This is a genomic window from Streptomyces sp. CNP082 (assembly GCF_059570535.1).
In genome coordinates, this window is sequence record NZ_JCANSZ010000001.1 from 1 (window position 1) to 20,190 (window position 20,190).

The following is a 20,190-nucleotide window of genomic DNA, read 5'->3' on the forward strand; positions in this document are numbered from 1 at the left end:
CAGCGGCAACCTCCGCAGACCACGCCGGTTTCACCGCGGCCTGCTCAACGCTATGTACCTCTCCGCGCTCTCCAGTCTTAAGGGCTGCCCAGCCTCCAAGGCGTACTACGCGCGCAAGAGAGCCGAGGGCAAGGGCCACAAGCAGGCGCTGCTGGCGCTCGCGCGCCGCCGCGTCAACGTCCTGTGGGCCATGATCCGCGACGGAGCGTGCTACGAAGCCACACCACCCGTCACGGCAGCGGCTTGACATCAGCATTGGGAAGCTCCTTGCGGTCGCGCCGGGCGGGGCGGGGCACAGTCCACGCTGCCCGGCGGCGGGGGCGCGGGGGGACTTCTGCTGGTGCGTACGGGACGGGAAGCGGGAGGAGGGACGCGGGCCCGGTCCACCTCGGCTGAGGACCGGGCCGGGTCCTCAGTCGAGGTGGAAGACCTCGGTCAGGGGGCGCACGGCCGCGTCCGGCGCGGCGCCGTCGAGCGCCTCGAAGAACGGGGCCATTTCCGCCTGCCAGCGCGCGTTGACGTCGGTCACGGCCATCGCTGCCTGCGCGGCGGCGAAGTCCTCCGTCTCCAGATAGCCGACGAGGAGGCCGTCGTCGCGCAGGAAGAGCGAGTAGTTGCGCCAGCCGGCGGCGGTGAGCGCCGCGAGCATGTCCGGCCAGACGGCCGCGTGCCGCTCGCGGTACTCCGCCAGCCGGTCGGCGCGTACCTTCAGCAGGAAGCAGACGCGGCGCGTCGCGTCACCGGCCATCAGAAGTCGTACTCGTCGATGTTCTTCTCGTCGAACACGGTCGGCGGGCCGAGGATGACCTCGCCGTCCTTGCCGACGGTGTACTCGCCGAGCTCGCCGGCCTCGAACGTCTCGCCCTCCTTGCCGGTGATCTGGCCGGAGGCCAGCGCGGCGGCGGCGTAGGCGCCGAGGTAGCCGAGGTCCTTGGGGTCCCAGAGGGAGAACTCCTCGACGGTGCCGTCCTTGACGTACTTGCGCATCTGGTTCGGCGTGCCCAGGCCGTTCAGCACGACGTCGCCCTTGTAGTCGGAGGAGCTGATGTAGCGGGCGGCGGCGGCGATGCCGACGGTGGTGGGCGAGATGATGCCCTTCAGGTCGGGGTACGCCTTGAGCAGGCCCTGGGTCTCCTGGAAGGACTTCTGGTCGTCGTCGTCGCCGTAGGCGACCTTGACCAGCTTCATGTCCTTGTACTCGGGCTTCTTCAGCTCGTCCTTCATGAAGTCGATCCAGGTGTTCTGGTTCGTGGCGTTCTGCGTCGCCGACAGGATCGCGATCTCGCCCTTGTAGTCGAGCTGTTCGGCGATGCGCTGCACCTGGCTGCGGCCGATCTCCTCGGAGCTGGCCTGGTTGATGAAGAGCTGGCGGCAGTCCTTGGCGGTGTCGGAGTCGTAGGCGACGACCTTGATGTCCTGCTGCATGGCCGTCTTCAGCGGGCCGCAGACCGCGTTGGGGTCGTTGGCGGCGATGAGGATGGCGTCCTGGCGCTGCTGGACGAGGGTGTTGATGTACGAGACCTGCGAGGACGCCTTGGCGTCGGAGGGCCCGACCTCCTTGGCCTCGGCGTCGAACTCCGCGCTCGCCTCGATACCGGCCTCGTCGACGATCTGCTCGTACGGGTTGTTGATCTGCTTGGGCAGGAAGGCGATCTTCAGGCCCTTCTTCAGCGGCGCGTCCGGGTTCGCGGTGGCGTCCGACGCCTGCTCCTTGGCGTCGCTCTCCGCGTCGTCCTTGGTGGTGCCCGAGCAGGCGCCGGCCGCCAGGGTGAGGGCGCACAGCGCGGCTGTCACGGCGAGGGTGCGGCTCTTGCGGCTCTTGTTACGCATCGGGGTGAACCTTTCGCGTTCGGTTCCGTGAACTGCGGAACTGAGGGTCAGGGGGCCGCTGCGAGGCGGCGGTTGCGGCGCTCCGCGAGGGCGGAGACGGCGCGCGGGGCGAGTACGGAGGCGATGAGCAGCAGCCCGGTGACGATCACGCGGATCTCGTTCGCCACGTCGTTGAGGGTGAGCAGGTTGTTGAGCAGGCCGATGAGGAGCACGCCGGCGACGGCGCCGCCGAGGGTGCCCTTGCCGCCGTTGAAGTCGACGCCGCCGAGGAGCACGGAGGCGATGACGACGAGTTCGAGGCCGAGGCCGTTGTCGGCGCGCGCACTGCCGTAGCGCAGGGTGTAGACGATGCCGGCGAAGGACGCCACCAGGCCGGAGACGACGAACAGCGCGAGCTTGATGCGCTTGACGCGGATGCCGGCGAACCAGGCGGCGTCCTCCTGCGCGCCGATGGCGTACAGCGCGCGGCCGAAGCCGGTCATGTGCAGCAGCACGGCGGCGAGCACGGCGAGCACCGCGAAGAGCGCGATGGGGTACGGCACGAAGGTGCCCGGCACGGTCTCGGTGGAGGAGGCCCACTTCGCGTAGTCGTCGGGGAAGCCCGCGACGGCCTTGTCGCCGAGGACCACCGAGGCCAGGCCGCGGTAGAGGGTGAGGGTGCCGATGGTGACGGCCAGCGGCGGCAGCCCGACGCGGGTGACGAGCCAGCCGTTGAGCAGCCCGCCGGCCGCGCCGGCGAGCAGGCAGACGGGCACGATCAGCTCGAAGGCGTACCCGGCGTCCCACAGGGAGCCCGCCAGCGCACTGGACAGCCCGAGCATGGAGGCGACGGACAGATCGACCTGGCCGGCGACGACGAGCAGCGTCATCGGCAGCGCGATGAGGGCGATCTCGGCGGTGTCGTTGAGCGCGGCGGACATGTTGCCGGTGGAGGCGAAGCCCTCGGTGGACGAGGTGCCGGCCAGGAACACCGCGATCAGCAGGATGCCGACGGCGGTGTCCCACCGCAGGCAGGTGCCGAGCGTCTTCACCGGACTACTCGCTCGGAAGCCTGGTTCTTCGGGGCTGGAAGGAAAAGAGTCCTCGGCTGGGCGGCGCGGGTCGTCGCAGCAACGTGCCGGCGGAGCCGGTATGGCTGGTCAGCGGGCATTGTCAGTGTCTCCGGTTACGGTCGGCGGGTGGTGATCGTGGTGCAGGTGAAGCTGCTGACGGCATCCGTGAGCGGGGAACGGCCTCTCGCGACCAGCGGGCACGGCTTTCTTCCTGGCCCTTCGCCCAGCTCGGCACGTTTGTGGCGTACAAGTGCCGCCGGGCCGGGGTGCCGTACCTGGAAGTGGATGCAAGGTATACATCCCAGCGTTGCCCGCGGTGCGGGGATACCGCGAGGAACAACCGTCCTTCGCGGGATCATTTTCGATGTCGTCGGTGCGGGCTCGCTGGCCTGGCCGACCACGTCGCCGGGGTCAACGTGCGCGACCGTGCACGCTCGGCGTGGGCTTTCGTCAATACGCCCGTACCACAACGGAACTAGCGCCTCCTCTCCTGTGGTAGATGCGACCCGTGACCGTCCTGTCGTAGAGGGCAGTCGGGAGCGCGAACCCGGTGTGAAGGACCCGGCTGTCAAGCCGACCCTTCAGGGCTGGGTAGTTGACGGCCGCCTCCTCTTCCGCAGCGCGCTGGTGGTGCGCCGCTGCACGATGCGGTCGGTGGTGATGGCGGCGAGCAGCAGCACGCCGGTGATGGCCTGCTGCCAGAAGGAGCTGACCTTGAGCACGACCAGCGCGCTGCCGATGGTGGTGAGCAGCGCGGCGCCGAGCGCGGCGCCCCAGACCGAGCCGACGCCGCCGGTGATGGCGACGCCGCCGACGACGACGGCGCTGACGACGGTCAGCTCCCAGCCGTTGGCGGCGTCGGCGACGACGGTGCCGAAGCGGGCGAGCCACAGTGCGCCGGCGAAGCCGGCGACGGCGCCCGAGAAGGCGTACGCGCCGAGCACCCGGCGGCGGATGGGGATGCCGGCGAGCCTGGCGGCCTCGGGGTTGGAGCCGATGGCGTACAGCTCCCGGCCGCCGGTGAAGGAGCGCAGGTAGTACGCGGTGCCGGCGAGAACGGCCGCGGTGATCAGCGGCAGGTACGGGATGCCGAGGACGCTGCCGGTGCCCAGGGAGAGGACGTCCTCGGGGAGGTTGGCGGCGTTGATCTGCTCGCCGCCCGCCCACCAGTAGTCCAGGCCCTGGATGACGTAGAGCATGCCGAGGGTCACGACCAGCGCGGGCACCTTGCCGAAGCTCACCAGCAGCCCGCTGACCAGCCCGCACGCGGTGCCCAGCGCGATGCCGAGCAGGACGGCGGTGAACGCGCTGTGGTCGGTGCCGGAGACGAAGTCGCCGCAGGCGAAGGCGGTCAGGCCGACGACGGAGCCGACGGACAGGTCGATGTTGCGGGTGATGACGACGACGGACTGGCCGACGGCGAGCAGCACCAGGATGGAGGAGTTGAGCAGCAGGTCCTCGACGCCCTGGTCGTCCAGGAAGCTCGGGTTGGCGATCCAGGTGCACAGGATCAGCAGGAAGAGGGCGCCGCCGATGGACAGTTCGCGGGCGCGGAAGATCACGTCGGTCAGCGAGCGCGCGGAGCGCTCGCCGCCGGCCGCAGGGGCGGGTTCTCTCTTCTGTACGGTCGTGCTCACGCCGCCTCCTTGGCGCCGCGACCTGTCGCGGCCGTCATCACCGACTCCTCGGTGGCCTCGGCCCTCGGGATCTCGGCGACCAGGCGGCCCTCGTGCATGACGAGCACGCGGTCGGCCATGCCGAGGACCTCGGGCAGGTCGGAAGAGACCATCAGCACGGCGAGCCCGCCCGCGGCCAGTTCGGAGAGCAGCCGGTGGACCTCGGCCTTGGTGCCGACGTCGATGCCGCGGGTCGGCTCGTCCACGATGAGCACCGACGGCTCGGTGGCCAGCCACTTGGCGAGGACGACCTTCTGCTGGTTGCCGCCGGACAGCACCCCCACGTCGTCGGTGAGCCGCCCGTACTTCAGCCGCAGCTTCGCTGCCCAGTCGGCGGCCCGGCCGCGCTCCAGCGTCCGCTTGACGAGCCCGGCGGAGCCGAGGCTGCCGAGGCCGGTGAGGCCGATGTTGCGCTCGATCGACATCTCCATGACCAGGCCGCGCTGCCGCCGGTCCTCGGGGACCAGGGCGACGCCGGCGTCCATGGCCGCGGTCGGCGAGCCGCGGCGCAGCGGGCGGCCGGCCACGTGCACCTCGCCGGCGTCGGGGGTGTCGACGCCGAACGCGGCCTGGACGACCTCGCTGCGGCCGGCGCCGACGAGCCCGGCGAGGGCGACGATCTCGCCGCGGCGGACGTCGAAGGAGACGTCGTGGAAGACGCCTTCGCGGGTCAGCCGCCGCACGGACAGCGCGGTCTCGCCCGGCTCGGCGTCCTGCTTGGGGTACAGCTCGTCCAGCTCGCGGCCGACCATGCGGCGTACGAGGTCGTCCTCGGTGAGCGCGGCGACCTCGTCGGTGGCGATCCAGCGGCCGTCGCGCAGCGTGGTGACGCGGCGGCAGAGCCGGAAGATCTCCTCCAGCCGGTGCGAGATGAACAGCACGGCGGCGCCCTCCGCGCGCAGCGCCTCGACGACGGCGAAGAGCCGGGCGGTCTCGCTGCCGGTGAGCGCGGCGGTGGGCTCGTCCATGATCAGGACGCGGGCGTCGAACGACAGCGCCTTGGCGATCTCCACGATCTGCTGGTCGGCGATGGACAGCCCGCGCGCCGGCCGGTCGGGGTCGAGGCCGACGCCGAGGCGGCGCATGAGCGCGGCGGTGGCGTCGTGGACCGCGGCGCGGTCGATGCGCCGCAGGGTGCGGCGGGGCTGGCGGCCCATGAAGATGTTCTCGGCGATGGACAGGTCGGGGAAGAGCGTGGGTTCCTGGTAGATCACGGCGATGCCCGCGTCGCGGGCGTCGGCCGGGCCGTGGAAGGCCACCGGGGTGTCGTCGAGGAGCAGGTGGCCGGCGTCGGGGCGGTGGACGCCGGCGAGGGTCTTGATGAGGGTGGACTTCCCCGCGCCGTTCTCGCCGGCGAGGGCGTGCGCCTCACCGGCGTGCAGCGTGAGGGAGACGTCCTCAAGGGCGCGTACGGCCCCGAAGGACTTGCTCAGGCCGCGCGCGGCCAGGACGGGCACTTCTGTCATGGTCAGCACCGTTGCGGTCGGCATTCATGAAAGGTTTCAATGAGTTTTCACGGAAGCTAGACCTCTCCCAACAGGCACGTCAATGGGTCGGACATGGAAACTTTCGGGACAACCTCGAACTCCTCGCGGACCCTTGACACGCCTTCAGCGCCTCCCTAACTTCGTCATCTGAAACGATTCATGCTCGCGCCGTCCCTTCGGAGGACCTGGTGATCAGCAGACGTTCACTCCTCGGCACCGCCACCGCCCTGGGCACCGCCGCCGCCACCGGCGCCGTGCCCGCCGCCCGCGCTGCCACGGCTGCCGGGAGTGATGCGGTCCGGGAGACGGCGGTGACCCGGCCGACCGCCGAGTACGCCGGCCGGCCCCTCGGTCTCGACGTCGACCGGCCCCGGCTGAGCTGGCCCGTGGAGTCCGGCGCACCGGGCGGGGCGCAGAGCGCGTACCAGATACGCGTGGCCACCGCCGCGGACAGGCTGGCCGACCCCGATGTGTGGGACAGCGGCAAGGTCGCCTCCGCCGACTCCGTCCTCGTGCCGTACGGCGGGCCGGAGCTGCGGCCCCGTACCCGCTACCACTGGACCGTGCGCGTCTGGGACCAGGACGGGACCGCCTCCGACTGGAGCGAGCCCACCTGGTGGGAGACCGGGCTGCGCGGCGAGGAGTGGGAGGCGGCCTGGATCGCCGCGCCCGACCTGCCGGCTGACGCGCCCGACATCACCGGCTCCTCGTGGATCTGGTTCCCCGAGGGCGACCCGGCCTCCAGCGCCCCCGCCGAGACCCGCTGGTTCCGCGCCCGGCTCGACATCCCCGGGGGCGTCACCCGGGCCCGGCTCCCGCGGAAAGGCTTCGCGTTGACTTCCTCCCCCTCGTCGTCCGAGGGGGACTCCTACGGCTTGCGCCCTAGGGGTTCCTGCTTCATCGCCGACTGCCCCGTCCGGGAGGACTCCCGTTGAGGTCTTATACCAGCTCCACAGGCAGACGCGGCCAGCCCGGCCGCCTTGAGGTTGCGTGCCGCGTTCACGTCGCGATCGTGCACCGCTCCGCAATCGCACGTCCATTCGCGGACGTGCAGCGACATTTCCGCCGCGATTGTGCCGCAGGCCCCGCACAGTCTGCTGGAGGGGAACCAGCGGTCGATCACGAGGAGTTCGCGCCCGTACCAGGCGCACTTGTACTCCAGCATCATGCGCAGGTCCGTCCAGGCCGCGTCCGAGATGGCGCGCGCGAGGCTGCCGTTCTTCAGCAGGTTGCGGACGGTCAGGTCCTCGATCACGACCGTTTGGTTCTCACGGACGAGACGAGTCGACAGTTTATGGAGAAAGTCCCGGCGCCGGTCGGCGATCCGCGCATGCACGCGCGCCACACGGCGGCGGGCCTTCTCCCGGTTCGCCGATCCCTTCGCCTTGCGGGACAGCTCCCGCTGCGCGCGGGCCAGGCGGGCACGGTCACGGCGCTCGTGCCGCGGGTTGGCGATCTTCTCCCCCGTGGACAGGGTCACCAGGGAAGTAATCCCGGCGTCGACACCGACCGCCGCCTCCGTGGCGGGGGCCGGAGCGATCGTGTCCTGGCACAGCAGGGAGACGAACCAGCGCCCGGAACTGTCCCGGGAGACGGTCACCGTGGTCGGCTGAGCACCCTCAGGCAAGGGACGCGACCAGCGGACATCCAAAGGCTGTGCCATCTTTGCCAGCGTCAGCCTCCCGTCCCGCCAAGTAAAGGCGCTGCGGGTGTACTCGGCCGATGCGCGGGACTTCTTCCGGCTCTTGTAGCGCGGGTACTTCGCGCGTCTGGCGAAGAAGTTGGCGAACGCGGTCTGCAGGTGGCGCAGCGCCTGCTGGAGCGGAACGGCAGACACCTCGGTCAGGAAAGCAAGTTCTTCGGTCTTCTTCCATTCCGTCAGGGCAGCGGAGGACTGCACGTAGGAGACCCGGCGCTGTTCGCGATACCAGGCCCGGGTGCGTTCTTCCAACGCCTTGTTGTACACCAGCCGCACGCAGCCGAACGTGCGCGACAGCTCCGCCGCCTGCACGTCCGTGGGATAGAAGCGGTACCTGAACGCCCGCTTGACCTGCCGTGCCATACCTCACATTCTATCAAGTCCTTTGTGAATCTAGAGGGTTGGCCGATGGCCAGTGGACGCCGAATCGCTCCGGCGGCGGGTCGGCCCTCCCCGCCCTGCTCCGCAGGAGTTCGTTTCCTCCCCGGCCTGAAGACCGGGGTATCCACGGAGGAATCCCGATGACCGTGAAAGCGGCACTCAAGTCCCAGGCAGTAGAGACACCGTCCTGGGCGTACGGCAACTCAGGCACACGCTTCAAGGTCTTCGCGCAGCCGGGGGTGCCGCGCACGCCCCAGGAGAAGCTGGACGACGCCGCCCGGGTGCACGAGCACACCGGCGTGGCACCGTCCGTGGCGCTGCACATCCCCTGGGACCGGGTGGAGGGCGCCGACGGCTACGCGGCACTCGCGGCGTACGCGAAGGAGCGCGGGCTCCGGCTCGGCGCGATCAACGCCAACGTCTTCCAGGACGACGACTACAAGCTGGGCTCGGTCACCCACCCGGACCCGGCGGTGCGCCGCAAGGCGCTGGCGCACCTGATGGAGTGCGTCGACATCATGGACGCCACCGGCTCGCGGGACCTGAAGCTCTGGTTCTCCGACGGCACCAACTACCCCGGCCAGGACGACGTGCGCGAGCGCCAGGACCGGCTGGCCGAGGCCCTCGCCGCGGTGTACGAACGGCTCGGCGAGGGGCAGCGGATGCTGCTGGAGTACAAGCTCTTCGAGCCGGCCTTCTACCACATGGACGTGCCGGACTGGGGCACGGCGTACGCGCACTGCCTGCGCCTGGGCGGCCGGGCGCAGGTGGTGGTGGACACCGGGCACCACGCGCCCGGCACCAACATCGAGTTCATCGTCGCGGTGCTGCTGCGGGAGGGGAAGCTCGGCGGCTTCGACTTCAACTCCCGCTTCTACGCCGACGACGACCTGATGGTCGGCGCGGCCGACCCGTTCCAGCTCTTCCGCCTCATGTACGAGGTGGTACGGGGCGGGGGGTTCGGCCCCGACGTGGCGTTCATGCTCGACCAGTGCCACAACATCGAGCCGAAGATCCCCGCGATCATCCGCTCGGTGATGAACGTCCAGGAGGCCACGGCCAAGGCGCTGCTCGTCGACCGCGAGGCGCTGGCCGCCGCGCAGCGCGAGGGCGACGTGCTGGGCGCCAACGCCGTGCTGATGGACGCCTACAACACCGACGTACGGCCGCTGCTGGCCGAGGTGCGCGAGGAGATGGGGCTCGACCCGGACCCGGTGGCCGCGTACCGCCGCTCGGGGTGGGCCGAGCGGATCGTCGCGGAGCGGGTCGGCGGCACGCAGGCCGGGTGGGGCGCATGAGCACAGAGCAGCAGCCGGCAGCCGCGTCCGGCCCGGTGGCCGACCTGCTGGCGCGGGCGCACCGGCTGGGGGCGGACCCGCGCAACACCAACTACGCGGGCGGCAACGCCTCCGCGAAGGGGACGGCCACGGACCCGGTCACCGGGGGTGACGTGGAGCTGATGTGGGTCAAGGGCTCCGGCGGCGACCTCGGCACGCTGACCGCGGCGGGCCTGGCGGTGCTGCGCCTCGACCGGCTTCGGGCGCTCACCGGCACCTACCCGGGCGAGAGCCGCGAGGACGAGATGGTGGGCGCGTTCGACTACTGCCTGCACGGGAGAGGCGGTGCGGCCCCCTCGATCGACACCGCCATGCACGCCCTGGTCGGCGCCCCGCACGTCGACCACCTCCACCCCGACTCGGGCATCGCCCTGGCCTGCGCCGCCGACGGCGAGGAGCTGACCCGGCGGTGCTTCGGCGACAGGGTGGTGTGGGTGCCGTGGCGGCGGCCCGGCTTCCAGCTCGGCCTGGACATCGCGGCCGTGTACGAGGCGCACCCCGAGGCGATCGGCGTGGTGCTCGGCGGCCACGGCATCACGGCGTGGGGCGCGGACTCCGCGGAGTGCGAGCGCAACTCGCTGGAGATCATCCGCACCGCTGAGCGGTTCCTCGAAGAGCAGGGCCGGCCCGAGCCGTTCGGCCCGCTCCTCGAGGGCTACGGACCGCTGCCGGAGGACGGACGCCGGGAGCGGGCCGCCGCGCTGGCGCCGGTCATCCGCGGGCTGGCGTCGACCGACCGGCCGCAGGTCGGCCACTTCACCGACGCCGGCGTCGTGCTGGACTTCCTCGCGCGCGAGGCCCACCCGCGGCTGGCCGCACTCGGCACCTCCTGCCCCGACCACTTCCTGCGCACCAAGGTCCGCCCGCTGGTGCTCGACCTGCCGCCGGGCGCGCCGCTTCAGGAGGCCGTCGCCCGGCTGAAGGAGCTGCACGCCGCGTACCGCGAGGACTACCGCGCCTACTACGAGCGCCACGCCGCGCCGGACTCGCCGCCCATGCGCGGCGCCGACCCGGCGGTAGTCCTCGTGCCGGGCGTCGGGATGTTCAGCTTCGGCAAGGACAAGCAGACCGCCCGGGTGGCGGGCGAGTTCTACGTCAACGCGGTCAACGTGATGCGCGGCGCCGAGGCCGTGTCGTCCTACGCCCCCGTCACCGAGGCGGAGAAGTTCCGTATCGAGTACTGGGAGCTGGAGGAGGCCAAGCTGCGCCGCATGCCGCCGCAGAAGCCGCTGGCGGCCCGGGTGGCGCTGGTCACCGGCGCGGGCTCGGGCATCGGGCGGGCCATCGCCCGGCGGCTGGCCGCGGAGGGCGCGTGCGTCGTCGTCGCCGACCGGGACGCCGCGGGCGCCGAGGCGGTCGCCGCCGAGCTGGGCGGTGCCGGCAAGGCCGTCGCGGCGGTGGTGGACGTCACCGACGAGGAGCAGATCGCGGCGGCGTTCCGGACCGCGGCCCTCGCGTACGGCGGCGTGGACCTCGTCGTCAACAACGCCGGGATCTCGGTCTCCAAGCCGCTGGCGGAGACCACCGCGGCGGACTGGGACAGCCAGCACGCCATCATGGCGCGCGGCTCGTTCCTCGTCTCCCGCGAGGCGGCGCGGGTGCTGGCCGCGCAGGGCATGGGCGGCGACATCGTCTACATCGCCTCCAAGAACGGCGTGTTCGCCGGGCCGAACAACATCGCGTACGGGGCCGCCAAGGCCGACCAGGCGCACCAGGTGCGGCTGCTGGCCGCCGAGCTGGGCGAGCTGGGAGTGCGCGTCAACGGCATCAACCCCGACGGCGTCGTGCGCGGCTCCGGCATCTTCGCCGGCGGCTGGGGCGCCAAGCGGGCCGCGGTGTACGGGGTGCCGGAGGAGAAGCTCGGCGAGTTCTACGCGCAGCGGACGCTGCTGAAGCGGGAGGTGCTGCCGGAGCACGTGGCGAACGCGGTGTTCGCGCTGACGGCCGGCGAGCTGAGCCACACGACCGGGCTGCACATCCCCGTGGACGCGGGCGTGGCCGCCGCGTTCCTGCGGTGAGCGGGGCGTACGGGCCGGCGGCGGGCGGCGGCGCGGCCGGCAGCGGCTCGGCCGGCGGCAGGAGTTCGCCGCCGTTCGCGGCCGTCGACCTCGGCGCCGCCAGCGGGCGGGTGATGCTCGGCCGCACCGTCGGCGGCGAGCTGCACGTCGAGGAGGTGCACCGGTTCCCCAACCGGCCCGTACGGCTGGCCGGCACGCTCCACTGGGACGTCCTCGCGCTCTACGCCGGCGTGCTGGACGGCCTGCGCGCGGCGGGCCGGCGGTCGGGGGGCCGGCTCGCCGGCGTCGGCGTCGACTCCTGGGCCGTCGACTACGGCCTGCTCGACGCCGCCGGCGCGCTGATCGGCAACCCGGTGCACTACCGCGACACGCGCACCGAGGGCATGGCGGCACAGCTGGCCGAGGTGCTGCCGGCGGCGGAGCTGTACCGCGCGACGGGCCTTGCCGAGCTGCCGTTCAACACCGTCTACCAGCTCCTCGCCGCCCGCGGCACCCCGGCGCTGGCCGCGGCCCGGCAGTTGATGCTCGTCCCCGACCTCGTGGCGTACTGGCTGACCGGCAGGGCCGGCACCGAGCTGACCAACGCCTCCACCACGGCGCTGATCGACCCGCGCACGGGCGCGTTCTCACGCCGGGTCGCCGAGGCCGCGGGCGTCGACCTCGGGCTCTTCCCGCCGCTGCGCCGCCCCGGCGACCCGGCGGGCGAACTGCTGCCCGCGGTGCTTCAGGAGACGGGTCTGACCGGTCCGGTGCCGGTGACCGCGGTCGGCTCGCACGACACCGCCTCGGCCGTCGTCGGCGTGCCGGCGCGGGACGCGGACTTCGCCTACATCGCCACCGGCACCTGGTCCCTGGCCGGCGTCGAACTCACCGCCCCCGTGCTCACCGAGGAGTCCCGCGCCGCCCGCTTCACCAACGAGCTGGGCGTGGACGGCACCGTGCGCTACCTCCGCAACATCATGGGCCTGTGGCTGCTCCAGGAGTGCCTGCGCACCTGGGAGGCCGAGGGGCACGCGTACGAGCTGGACGCGCTGCTGGCCGGCGCCGCCGCCGCGCCCCCGCTGCGCTCGTACGTGGACGCCGGCGACCCGGCGTTCCTCGCCCCGGGCCGGATGCCGGAGCGGATCGCGGCGGCGTGCCGGGCGGCGGGGCTGCCTCAGCCGCGTACCGCGGCGGAGACCGTGCGCTGCGTGCTGGACTCGCTCGCCCTGGCGCACCGCCGCGCGGTGGCCGACGCGCAGCGGCTCTCGGGCCGTACGGTGCGCGTCGTGCACGTCGTCGGCGGCGGCGCGCGCAACGAGCTGCTGTGCCGGCTGACGGCGGACGCCTGCGGGCTGCCGGTGGTGGCGGGGCCGGTGGAGGCGGCGGCGCTCGGCAACGTCCTCGTCCAGGCGCGCGCGGCCGGCGTGATCGACGGTACCCTTACAGACCTCCGATCTCTGCTTCACAGAACGCAGCCGCTGCGGGAGTATGAACCCGGTGACGGCGGCGGCTCGGCCTGGGAGGAAGCGGAATGCGCGTTGCGCTCTTCGTGACGTGTGTCAACGACACGCTCTATCCACACACCGGCCGCGCGGCCGTGACCCTGCTGGAGCGGCTGGGGGTGACGGTCGACTTCCCGCTCGCGCAGTCCTGCTGCGGGCAGGTCCAGTTCAACACCGGCTACCGGCGCGAGACGCAGCCGCTCGCGCGCCGGTACGCGGACGTCTTCGCCGGCTACGAGTACGTGGTGACGCCGTCCGGCTCGTGCGCGGCGATGGTCCGCGACAACTACCCCCGGCTCGGCGAGCCCGCCGCGGCGGCCGTCGCGCCGCGCACGTACGAGCTGACGGAGTTCCTCACGGACGTGCTCGAGGTGACCGACGTCGGCGCGTACTACCCGCACACGGTCACCTATCATCCGACCTGTCACGGGCTGCGGATGCTGAAGCTCGGCGACCGGCCGCGGCGCCTGCTGGCACACGTGAAGGGGCTGACGCTGCGCGAGCTGGAGGGCGCCGAGGAGTGCTGCGGGTTCGGCGGCACGTTCGCGCTGAAGAACGCGGCGGTCTCGGCGGCGATGGGTGCCGACAAGGCCCGGCACGTGGAGGAGACGGGCGCGCAGGCGGTGTGCGCGGCGGACAACTCCTGTCTGATGCACATCGGCGGTACGCTGGCGCGCCGCGGCTCGCCGGTCCGGCCGGTGCACATCGCGGAGATCCTGGCGAGCACGGAAGGGGACGTCTGGTGACCGGCGCCCGCGAGACCTCGACGGCCCGCGGCGCCCGTACGTTCCTGGGCCTGCCGCGTACCCGCCCGGCGGCCTTCCCCGAGGCCGCCGCGGCGGCCACCGCCGACGCCACCCTGCGCGGCAACCTCACGCACGCGACGCACACCATCCGCGGCAAGCGCGCGGCGGCCGTCGCCGAACTCGCCGACTGGGACCGGCTGCGCGCCGCGGGCGCCGCGATCAAGGACGACACGCTGCGCCATCTGGACCGCCGTCTGGAGCAGTTGGAGGCGGCGGTGAGCGCCGCGGGCGGGCACGTGCACTGGGCCGTGGACGCCGCGGAGGCGAACGCGATCGTCACCCGGCTGGTCCGGGAGGCCGGCGCCGACGAGGTCGTCAAGGTCAAGTCGATGGCCACGCAGGAGATCGGGCTGAACGAGGCCCTGGCGGCGGCCGGCATCCGGGCGTACGAGACGGACCTCGCCGAGCTGATCGTGCAGCTCGGCGCCGACCGGCCGTCGCACATCCTGGTCCCCGCCATCCACAAGAACCGCGGCGAGATCCGCGACATCTTCCGCGACCGCATGGGCGACTGGGGCCGCCCCGCGCCCGCCGGGCTCGGCGACCGGCCCGCCGAACTGGCCGAGGCGGCGCGGCTGCACCTGCGGGAGAAGTTCCTCAGCGCCAAGGTCGCCGTCTCCGGGGCGAACTTCATGGTCGCCGAGACGGGCACGCTGGTGGTCCTGGAGTCCGAGGGCAACGGGCGGATGTGCCTGACGCTGCCGGAGACGCTGATCTCCGTCGTCGGCATCGAGAAGGTGATCCCCACGTGGCGGGATCTGGAGGTCTTCCTCCAACTGCTGCCCCGCTCCTCGACCGCCGAGCGGATGAACCCGTACACGAGCACCTTCACCGGCCCGTCGGACGGCGACGGACCGCGGGACTTCCACCTCGTCCTGCTGGACAACGGACGCACCGACACGCTGTCCGACCAGGTGGGACGCCAGGCGCTCAGGTGCATCAGATGCTCGGCGTGTCTCAACGTCTGCCCGGTCTACGAGCGCGCCGGCGGCCACGCCTACGGCTCCGCCTACCCCGGCCCGATCGGGGCGATCCTCACCCCCCAACTGCGCGGCACGGCAAGCGCGCTGGACGCCTCGCTGCCCTACGCCTCGACGCTGTGCGGAGCGTGCTACGAGGTGTGTCCGGTCGCCATCGACATCCCCGAGGTGCTGGTACACCTGCGCACGCGGGTCGCGGAGGGGGGCACGTACCCGGTGCGCGGCACGAAGACCGTGATCAAGCCGGCGAAGGGACACGCCGCCCAGCGGGCGGCGATGCGGGCGGCGCGCTGGACGATGGACCACCCGCGCGCCTACGGCGCGGCGCTGCGCGCTACGACCGGCACCCGGCGGCTGCACCCGCGCCGGCTGCCGGGCCCGGGGAAGGCGTGGTCGGCGACGCGGGAACTGCCGCCGGTGCCGAAGGAGTCGTTCCGCGCGTGGTGGCGGCGCACCCGCGGAGAAGGCTCATGAAAGGCGCGAGGGACGTGAGGCGCGCGAGGCGCGCGGGGGCCGCGGGAGAGAGGCGTACGACGTGAGCAGCAGGGAGACGATCCTCGCGCGGGTACGGGCCGCCGTCCGCGACGCCGCCGGCACGCCGGAGCAGGCGGTGCCGCGCGACTACCTGCGCGTGCACGGCGACCGCTCCCCCGCCGAATCCGCGGACCTGCTCGCGGAGAACCTCGCCGACTACCGCGCCCGCGTGCACCGCACGGACGCGGCCGGGCTGCCGGAGCTCCTCATGCGGCTGTTCGCCGAGCGGGGCACGCGCACGCTGCTCGTACCGGACGGGCTGCCGCCCGCGTGGACCGCGGCGGTCGACGCCACCCGCGTCCCGGACCGGGCCGCGAGCACCGCCCGGGAGCTGGATGCGGTGGACAGCGTGCTGACGGGCTGCGCGCTGGCCGTCGCGGAGACCGGCACGATCGTGCTGGACGCCGGACCCGGGCAGGGCCGGCGGCGGATCACGCTGATCCCGGACCACCACGTGTGCGTGGTGCGGGTCCCGGAGCAGGTGGTGGACTCGCTGCCGCAGGCGATGGAGCGGCTGGACCCGGCCCGCCCGCAGACGTGGATCTCGGGGCCCTCGGCGACCAGCGACATCGAGCTGGACCGGGTGGAGGGCGTGCACGGGCCGCGGACGCTGGAGGTCGTGCTCACCACCGGCTGACGCCCCTCGGTCCCCTCCCGCCACCAGAGTTGTACACCACTGGCAACCGGCCCGGACCCTGTTCCCCTCCCCCGCGGTCGGTTAGCTTCTCCGCCATGCCGAGACCTTCCGCACCGTCCCGCCGTACGCTCCTGACCGGCACCGCCGCCGGCGCGGCCGTCCCCCTGCTCGCCGGCGCGGCACCGCGCGGGGCCGCCGCGCGCACCCGCGCCGGCGGCCGGCCCGGCGAGGTGCTGCCCGGCGCCGACGCCGCCGCCGCCGAGGGCTGGTCCCTGCTGCGGGGCCGCCGCCTGGGCATCGTCAGCAACCCGACCGGCATCCTGCGCGACACCCGCCACGTCGTCGACTCCATGCACGCCTCCGGCACCCTCGACATCGCCGGCGTCTTCGGCCCGGAACACGGCTTCCGCGGCAGCGCGCAGGCCGGGGAGGCCGAGCCGGAGACCATCGACCCGCGCACGGGCCTGACGGTCTACGACGCGTACGGCGCGGGCGCCGCGAAGATGGCCGAGCTGTTCACCAAGGCCGGCGCGGACACCGTCGTCTTCGATATCCAGGACGTCGGCGCGCGCTTCTACACCTACATCTGGACGATGTACAACGCGATGGTCGCCGCCCGCGAGACCGGCGCCGCCTTCGTCGTCCTGGACCGCCCCAACCCCATCGGCCGCCGCGCCGACGGCGCGATGATGACACCGGAGTTCACCTCCGGCGTGGGCCTCAAGCCGATCGTCCAGCAGCACGGCATGACGGTCGGCGAGCTGGCCGGCTACTTCAACGGCGAACTGCTGCCCGGCGAGGGCGCCGGCGGCCGGGTGGAGCTGGAGGTCGTACGGGTACGGGGCTGGGACCCGGAGTCGTACGCGCAGGACGGCGACCTGCCCTGGGTGCCGCCGTCCCCGAACATGCCGACCGCCGACACGGCGCTGGCGTACGCGGGCACCTGCTTCTTCGAGGGCACCAACCTCTCCGAGGGCCGCGGCACCACGCGCCCGTTCGAGTGGATCGGCGCGCCGTACCTGGACTACCACTACAGCGACCGGCTGAACGCACGCGGGCTGCCGGGGGTGGAGTTCCGCGAGGCGTACTTCGTGCCGACGTTCAGCAAGCACGCGGGCGAGACGTGCGCGGGTGTCCAGGTGCACGTCGCCGACCGGCGGCGCTACGAGCCGGTGACGGCGGCGGTGGCGATGCTGGTCGAGGCCGCGCGCTACCCGGAGTTCGCCTGGCGGCAGGACGACTGGGACCGGCAGCGGCCGTTCTGGATCGACAAGCTGTCGGGCTCGCCGCGGATGCGCACGATGATCGACGAGGGCCGGGACGTGGCCGAGGTGGCGGCCGCCTGGCAGGACGAGGTGGCCGGCTTCACCCGCGCCCGGCAGCGCTACCTGCTCTACCGCTGACGGTGCCCGGGGCCGCGCCGCGGCGGGCCGCCGACGGCCGGGGGCGGCGTTAAGATCACGCGTATGCCCGCACGCTTCAAGGATCTTGCGCTGGACGCCCGGGACCACCAGGCGCTCGCCGACTGGTGGTGCACCGCCCTGGGCTACGCCCGCCGGCAGGACCCCGGCGGGCCGCGGCCGGCCGAGTGGCCGGTGCCCATCCACGACCCGGCCGGCCGCGGCCCGCTCATCTGGATCAACCCCGTCCCGGAGGAGAAGACGGTCAAGAACCGGATGCACCTCGACGTGTGGGGTGTCCCGGAGGAGCTGGAGGCGCTGGGCGCCACGATGGTCCGCCGGCGGGACGACGAGATCGGCTGGCACATCATGGCCGACCCCGAGGGCAATGAGTTCTGCGTCTTCGAAGACGAACACTCCTCGCGGACCGACCTGCACACCCGGTAGAGCCGCGTCCGGCTGTCAGCCCGTGACCGCCGGGGGCCGGTCCGGCGCCGTCACGGCCCGTCCGCCGCCCCGGCGGGCGGGCCGGGCGGGTCCGGCGGCGCCCCCGCCAGCTCGACGTCGCGCGGCACCCACTCCCGCGGCACCGCGAACACGGCGAGGACGTCCCAGGGCTCCACGCACTTGCGGTACGCCGTGCTCTCGGCGGTCACCGCGAACAGGCCCTGCTCCCTGGAGCTGCGCAGGTCGGCGGAGTCCGCGCTCGTGCACCCGGTGCTCCAGGCGAAGGCGACCAGCGCCTCGGTCCCGAAGTCCCGCCCGGCCGGCCGGGCCCTGGCGCCGTCGCCCCCCTTGCCGTCGTCGCCGCCCTTCACCACCGACGGGAACCGCTCCGCGAAGGCGGCGACGTCGGCGCGCGAGCGCAGCACCGTACGCACCGGCTCGTACCCGTGACCGGACTCGAAGTGCACCAGCTCCGCGCCCGGCACCGCCACCCCTAAGCGCCGCTCATCGTGACCCAGCACCGCCCACACCCCGCTGACCAGCAGGAGTCCGGCCACGACGGCGCCGGCCACGATCAGCCGCGAACCCCGTGGCATCCGCCCGCCCGGGGTCCGTCCGCGCGCGTGGGTATCGGCCCGTCCCCGTCGCAGATGGAGAACCACAGCCCCGTCACTTCCTCGATCGCGGTCCGCGTGTCACCCATACCGACCAGTGTGCCGCCCGCCGCCCGCGCGGGCCCCGGGCGCACGGATGCGGGTCCGGCGGTCCGGGGGCGGGGACGGCGCTGGTCAGTAGACTGGCGGGCACGTAAAGGAGGCGGACAGGGTGGCCGGTACGCGGGTGGACGGGCGGGTCGAACGCGGCAACCAGACGCGCCGGCTGGTGCTGCGGCGGACGATGGACATCGCCTCGGTGGAGGGGCTGGAGGGCCTGTCGCTGGGCCGGATCGCGGGCGAGCTGGGCCTGAGCAAGAGCGGGGTCTTCGCGCTCTTCGGCTCGAAGGAGGAGCTGCAGCTCGCGACGGTACGGGCGGCGGGCGCGGTGTTCGCCAAGACCGTGGTGGTGCCCGTACAGGACCTGCCGCCGGGGGTCGGCAGGCTGCTGGCGCTCTGCGCGCACTGGCTGCGCTACTCGCGCGAGCGCGTCTTCCCGGGCGGCTGCTTCTTCTACGGCGCGGCGGCGGAGTTCGCCTCCCGCAGCGGCCCCGTGCACGACGCGGTGGCGGCGGCGCACCGCGACTGGGCGGCGTACGTGGAGCACACGGCCGAGGAGGCCCGCGCCGCCGGCGAGCTGCGGCCCGAGACGGATCCCGCCCTGCTCGCGTTCGAGCTGATCGCCTCGCTGGAGCACGCCAACCTGCTGTCGCTGCTGCGCGGCGCGCCGGACGCGTACGACCTGGCGGCCACCGCCGTCGTCACGCGGCTGCGCGCGGTGGCCACGGCCCCGGGCTCAGTCCCGGACGCGCTCCCCGGCTGAGACGAACGCGAGCGCCGTGCGCACCACGTCCGGGTCCGCCAGGATCCGGGCGTGCCCGAGGCCGCTGGTGCGGTGCTGGCGGACCTGGTCGCCGTAGGCCGCCGCGGTCTTGTCCGCCTGCGCGGCGGCGACCATGCGGTCCTTCTCGTCGTGGATGAGCAGGATCGGCAGCGTGACCTCGGCCGGCCGGTACGTGACGTCGAAGCGGCGCCACAGGTCGTGTTCGCCGGGGAACATGTCGGTCTCGATGCGCCGGCGCAGCGCGGTCTTCACCCGGGGCCCGAGGCCGAGGCCGGCGCAGAAGACGTCCACGACGTGGTCGAAGTCGGCGACGCCGGAGACGACCACCAGCCGGTCGGCCACGGGGGCGCGGCGCAGCGTGAGGAAGGCTGCGGAGCCGCCGAGGGAATGCGCGACGACGGCCTCGAACCGGCCGTGCTCCTCGTACAGCCGCATGATGATCTCGCGGTACTCCAGCACGGTCGTGCGGCGCCCCTCGGAGGCGCCGTGCGCGGGCGCGTCGAAGGCGACGGGCGTGTAGCCGGCGGCGCGCAGCGCGGCGATGTACGGCGCGAGGTGCGTGGCCCGCGAGCGCCAGCCGTGCACGAGCAGCACGGGCCGCTCGCCGTCGCCCCAGCAGTACGTGACCACGTTCTTGCCGGCCACCGTGAGACTGCCGGTGAACGCGCCGGCGAGCAGCCGGCGTTCGGCGTCCGCGAAGGCACGGTCGGCGCGCGGATAGCGGTAGAGGACGAGGGCGCCGCGGCCCGCGAGGCCCGGCAGGACGGGGGCGGTGGCGTTGAGGACCTTGGCTATGAGCGCGGTGACGGCAGGCTTCATGGAGAGAAGATAGCACGACCGTTCGCTTATAATTCTGGAAGCAGGCGGCGGGAGGCGGGCGGCCGACCGGGCGGCGACGGGAGCGGTACGCGCGCCGGCCCCGGCG

General features: G+C 72.9%; 18 protein-coding genes and 2 pseudogenes. 12 read left to right on the forward strand and 8 right to left on the reverse strand.

Annotated features, from left to right (window positions below; all coding sequences use genetic code 11):
- Positions 1-247, forward strand: a pseudogene (locus B124_RS00005) (IS110 family transposase); the annotation flags it as partial.
- Between the two features lie 165 nt (positions 248-412).
- Here B124_RS00005 and B124_RS00010 read toward each other — a convergent pair.
- The 3 genes from B124_RS00010 to B124_RS00020 are packed head-to-tail and all read right to left on the reverse strand — an operon-like array spanning position 413 to position 2,861.
- Positions 413-748, reverse strand: coding sequence for an L-rhamnose mutarotase (locus B124_RS00010; RefSeq protein ID WP_496500475.1), 336 nt, complete (start codon positions 746-748; stop codon positions 413-415).
- Positions 748-1,830, reverse strand: a complete 1,083-nt coding sequence (gene rhaS / locus B124_RS00015) for a rhamnose ABC transporter substrate-binding protein (RefSeq protein WP_496500476.1) — start codon at positions 1,828-1,830, stop codon at positions 748-750. The genes B124_RS00010 and rhaS overlap by 1 nt, the downstream gene beginning before the upstream one ends.
- Before the next feature lie 47 nt (positions 1,831-1,877).
- Entirely contained in the window at positions 1,878-2,861 is a 984-nt protein-coding gene (locus B124_RS00020) for an ABC transporter permease (RefSeq protein ID WP_496500477.1), read from the reverse strand.
- Positions 2,862-2,944: 83 nt separating this feature from the next.
- On the opposite strand from B124_RS00020, the gene B124_RS00025 reads away from it, so the two are divergent.
- Complete coding sequence (locus B124_RS00025; RefSeq protein ID WP_496500478.1) at positions 2,945-3,361, forward strand: zinc ribbon domain-containing protein; 417 nt, start codon at positions 2,945-2,947, stop codon at positions 3,359-3,361.
- Positions 3,362-3,463: 102 nt separating this feature from the next.
- Here the strand turns inward: B124_RS00025 and B124_RS00030 are convergent, their stop codons facing one another.
- Together B124_RS00030 and B124_RS00035 are read right to left on the reverse strand one after the other, a co-directional pair.
- Entirely contained in the window at positions 3,464-4,519 is a 1,056-nt protein-coding gene (locus B124_RS00030; protein WP_496500479.1) for an ABC transporter permease, read from the reverse strand.
- Complete coding sequence (locus tag B124_RS00035) at positions 4,516-6,024, reverse strand: sugar ABC transporter ATP-binding protein (protein WP_496500480.1); 1,509 nt, start codon at positions 6,022-6,024, stop codon at positions 4,516-4,518. The genes B124_RS00030 and B124_RS00035 overlap by 4 nt, the downstream gene beginning before the upstream one ends.
- Positions 6,025-6,233: 209 nt before the next feature.
- On the opposite strand from B124_RS00035, the pseudogene B124_RS00040 reads away from it, so the two are divergent.
- Positions 6,234-6,860 (forward strand): annotated as a pseudogene (locus B124_RS00040) (glycoside hydrolase family 78 protein); the annotation flags it as partial.
- A 53-nt stretch (positions 6,861-6,913) separates the two neighbouring features.
- Here B124_RS00040 and B124_RS00045 read toward each other — a convergent pair.
- Positions 6,914-8,107, reverse strand: coding sequence for an RNA-guided endonuclease InsQ/TnpB family protein (locus B124_RS00045; protein WP_496500481.1), 1,194 nt, complete (start codon positions 8,105-8,107; stop codon positions 6,914-6,916).
- Between the two features lie 158 nt (positions 8,108-8,265).
- On the opposite strand from B124_RS00045, the gene rhaI reads away from it, so the two are divergent.
- From rhaI to B124_RS00085, 8 genes are all read left to right on the forward strand, one after another.
- Positions 8,266-9,423 (forward strand): L-rhamnose isomerase, encoded by a 1,158-nt coding sequence (gene rhaI / locus B124_RS00050; RefSeq protein WP_496500482.1) that lies wholly within the window; start codon positions 8,266-8,268, stop codon positions 9,421-9,423.
- Complete coding sequence (locus B124_RS00055) at positions 9,420-11,480, forward strand: bifunctional aldolase/short-chain dehydrogenase (protein WP_496500483.1); 2,061 nt, start codon at positions 9,420-9,422, stop codon at positions 11,478-11,480. The genes rhaI and B124_RS00055 overlap by 4 nt, the downstream gene beginning before the upstream one ends.
- Positions 11,477-13,015, forward strand: a complete 1,539-nt coding sequence (locus B124_RS00060; RefSeq protein WP_496500484.1) for a rhamnulokinase — start codon at positions 11,477-11,479, stop codon at positions 13,013-13,015. Before B124_RS00055 ends, B124_RS00060 begins: the two co-directional genes overlap by 4 nt.
- Positions 12,994-13,710 carry a (Fe-S)-binding protein gene (locus tag B124_RS00065; RefSeq protein WP_496500485.1) on the forward strand — a complete coding sequence of 239 codons (717 nt, stop codon included), beginning with the start codon at positions 12,994-12,996 and terminating at the stop codon, positions 13,708-13,710. Before B124_RS00060 ends, B124_RS00065 begins: the two co-directional genes overlap by 22 nt.
- Positions 13,707-15,224, forward strand: coding sequence for a lactate utilization protein B (locus B124_RS00070; RefSeq protein ID WP_496500486.1), 1,518 nt, complete (start codon positions 13,707-13,709; stop codon positions 15,222-15,224). Before B124_RS00065 ends, B124_RS00070 begins: the two co-directional genes overlap by 4 nt.
- 61 nt (positions 15,225-15,285) lie before the next feature.
- A complete protein-coding gene (locus tag B124_RS00075; RefSeq protein ID WP_496500487.1) occupies positions 15,286-15,921 on the forward strand; it encodes a LutC/YkgG family protein in 636 nt (211 codons plus the stop codon).
- A gap of 95 nt (positions 15,922-16,016) precedes the next feature.
- Complete coding sequence (locus B124_RS00080; protein ID WP_496500488.1) at positions 16,017-17,324, forward strand: exo-beta-N-acetylmuramidase NamZ family protein; 1,308 nt, start codon at positions 16,017-16,019, stop codon at positions 17,322-17,324.
- Positions 17,325-17,387: 63 nt separating this feature from the next.
- Positions 17,388-17,768: a VOC family protein gene (locus tag B124_RS00085; RefSeq protein WP_496500489.1), complete on the forward strand. Its 381-nt coding sequence runs from the start codon at positions 17,388-17,390 to the stop codon at positions 17,766-17,768.
- Between the two features lie 50 nt (positions 17,769-17,818).
- Here B124_RS00085 and B124_RS00090 read toward each other — a convergent pair whose 3' ends face one another.
- Entirely contained in the window at positions 17,819-18,364 is a 546-nt protein-coding gene (locus B124_RS00090) for a hypothetical protein (protein WP_496500490.1), read from the reverse strand.
- Positions 18,365-18,593: 229 nt separating this feature from the next.
- Between B124_RS00090 and B124_RS00095 the strand changes: the two genes are divergently transcribed.
- Positions 18,594-19,244: a TetR/AcrR family transcriptional regulator gene (locus tag B124_RS00095; protein WP_496500491.1), complete on the forward strand. Its 651-nt coding sequence runs from the start codon at positions 18,594-18,596 to the stop codon at positions 19,242-19,244.
- Here the strand turns inward: B124_RS00095 and B124_RS00100 are convergent.
- Complete coding sequence (locus tag B124_RS00100) at positions 19,218-20,084, reverse strand: alpha/beta hydrolase (RefSeq protein ID WP_496500492.1); 867 nt, start codon at positions 20,082-20,084, stop codon at positions 19,218-19,220. The two genes, B124_RS00095 and B124_RS00100, sit on opposite strands and share 27 nt — an antisense overlap.
- Positions 20,085-20,190 lie beyond the last annotated feature (106 nt).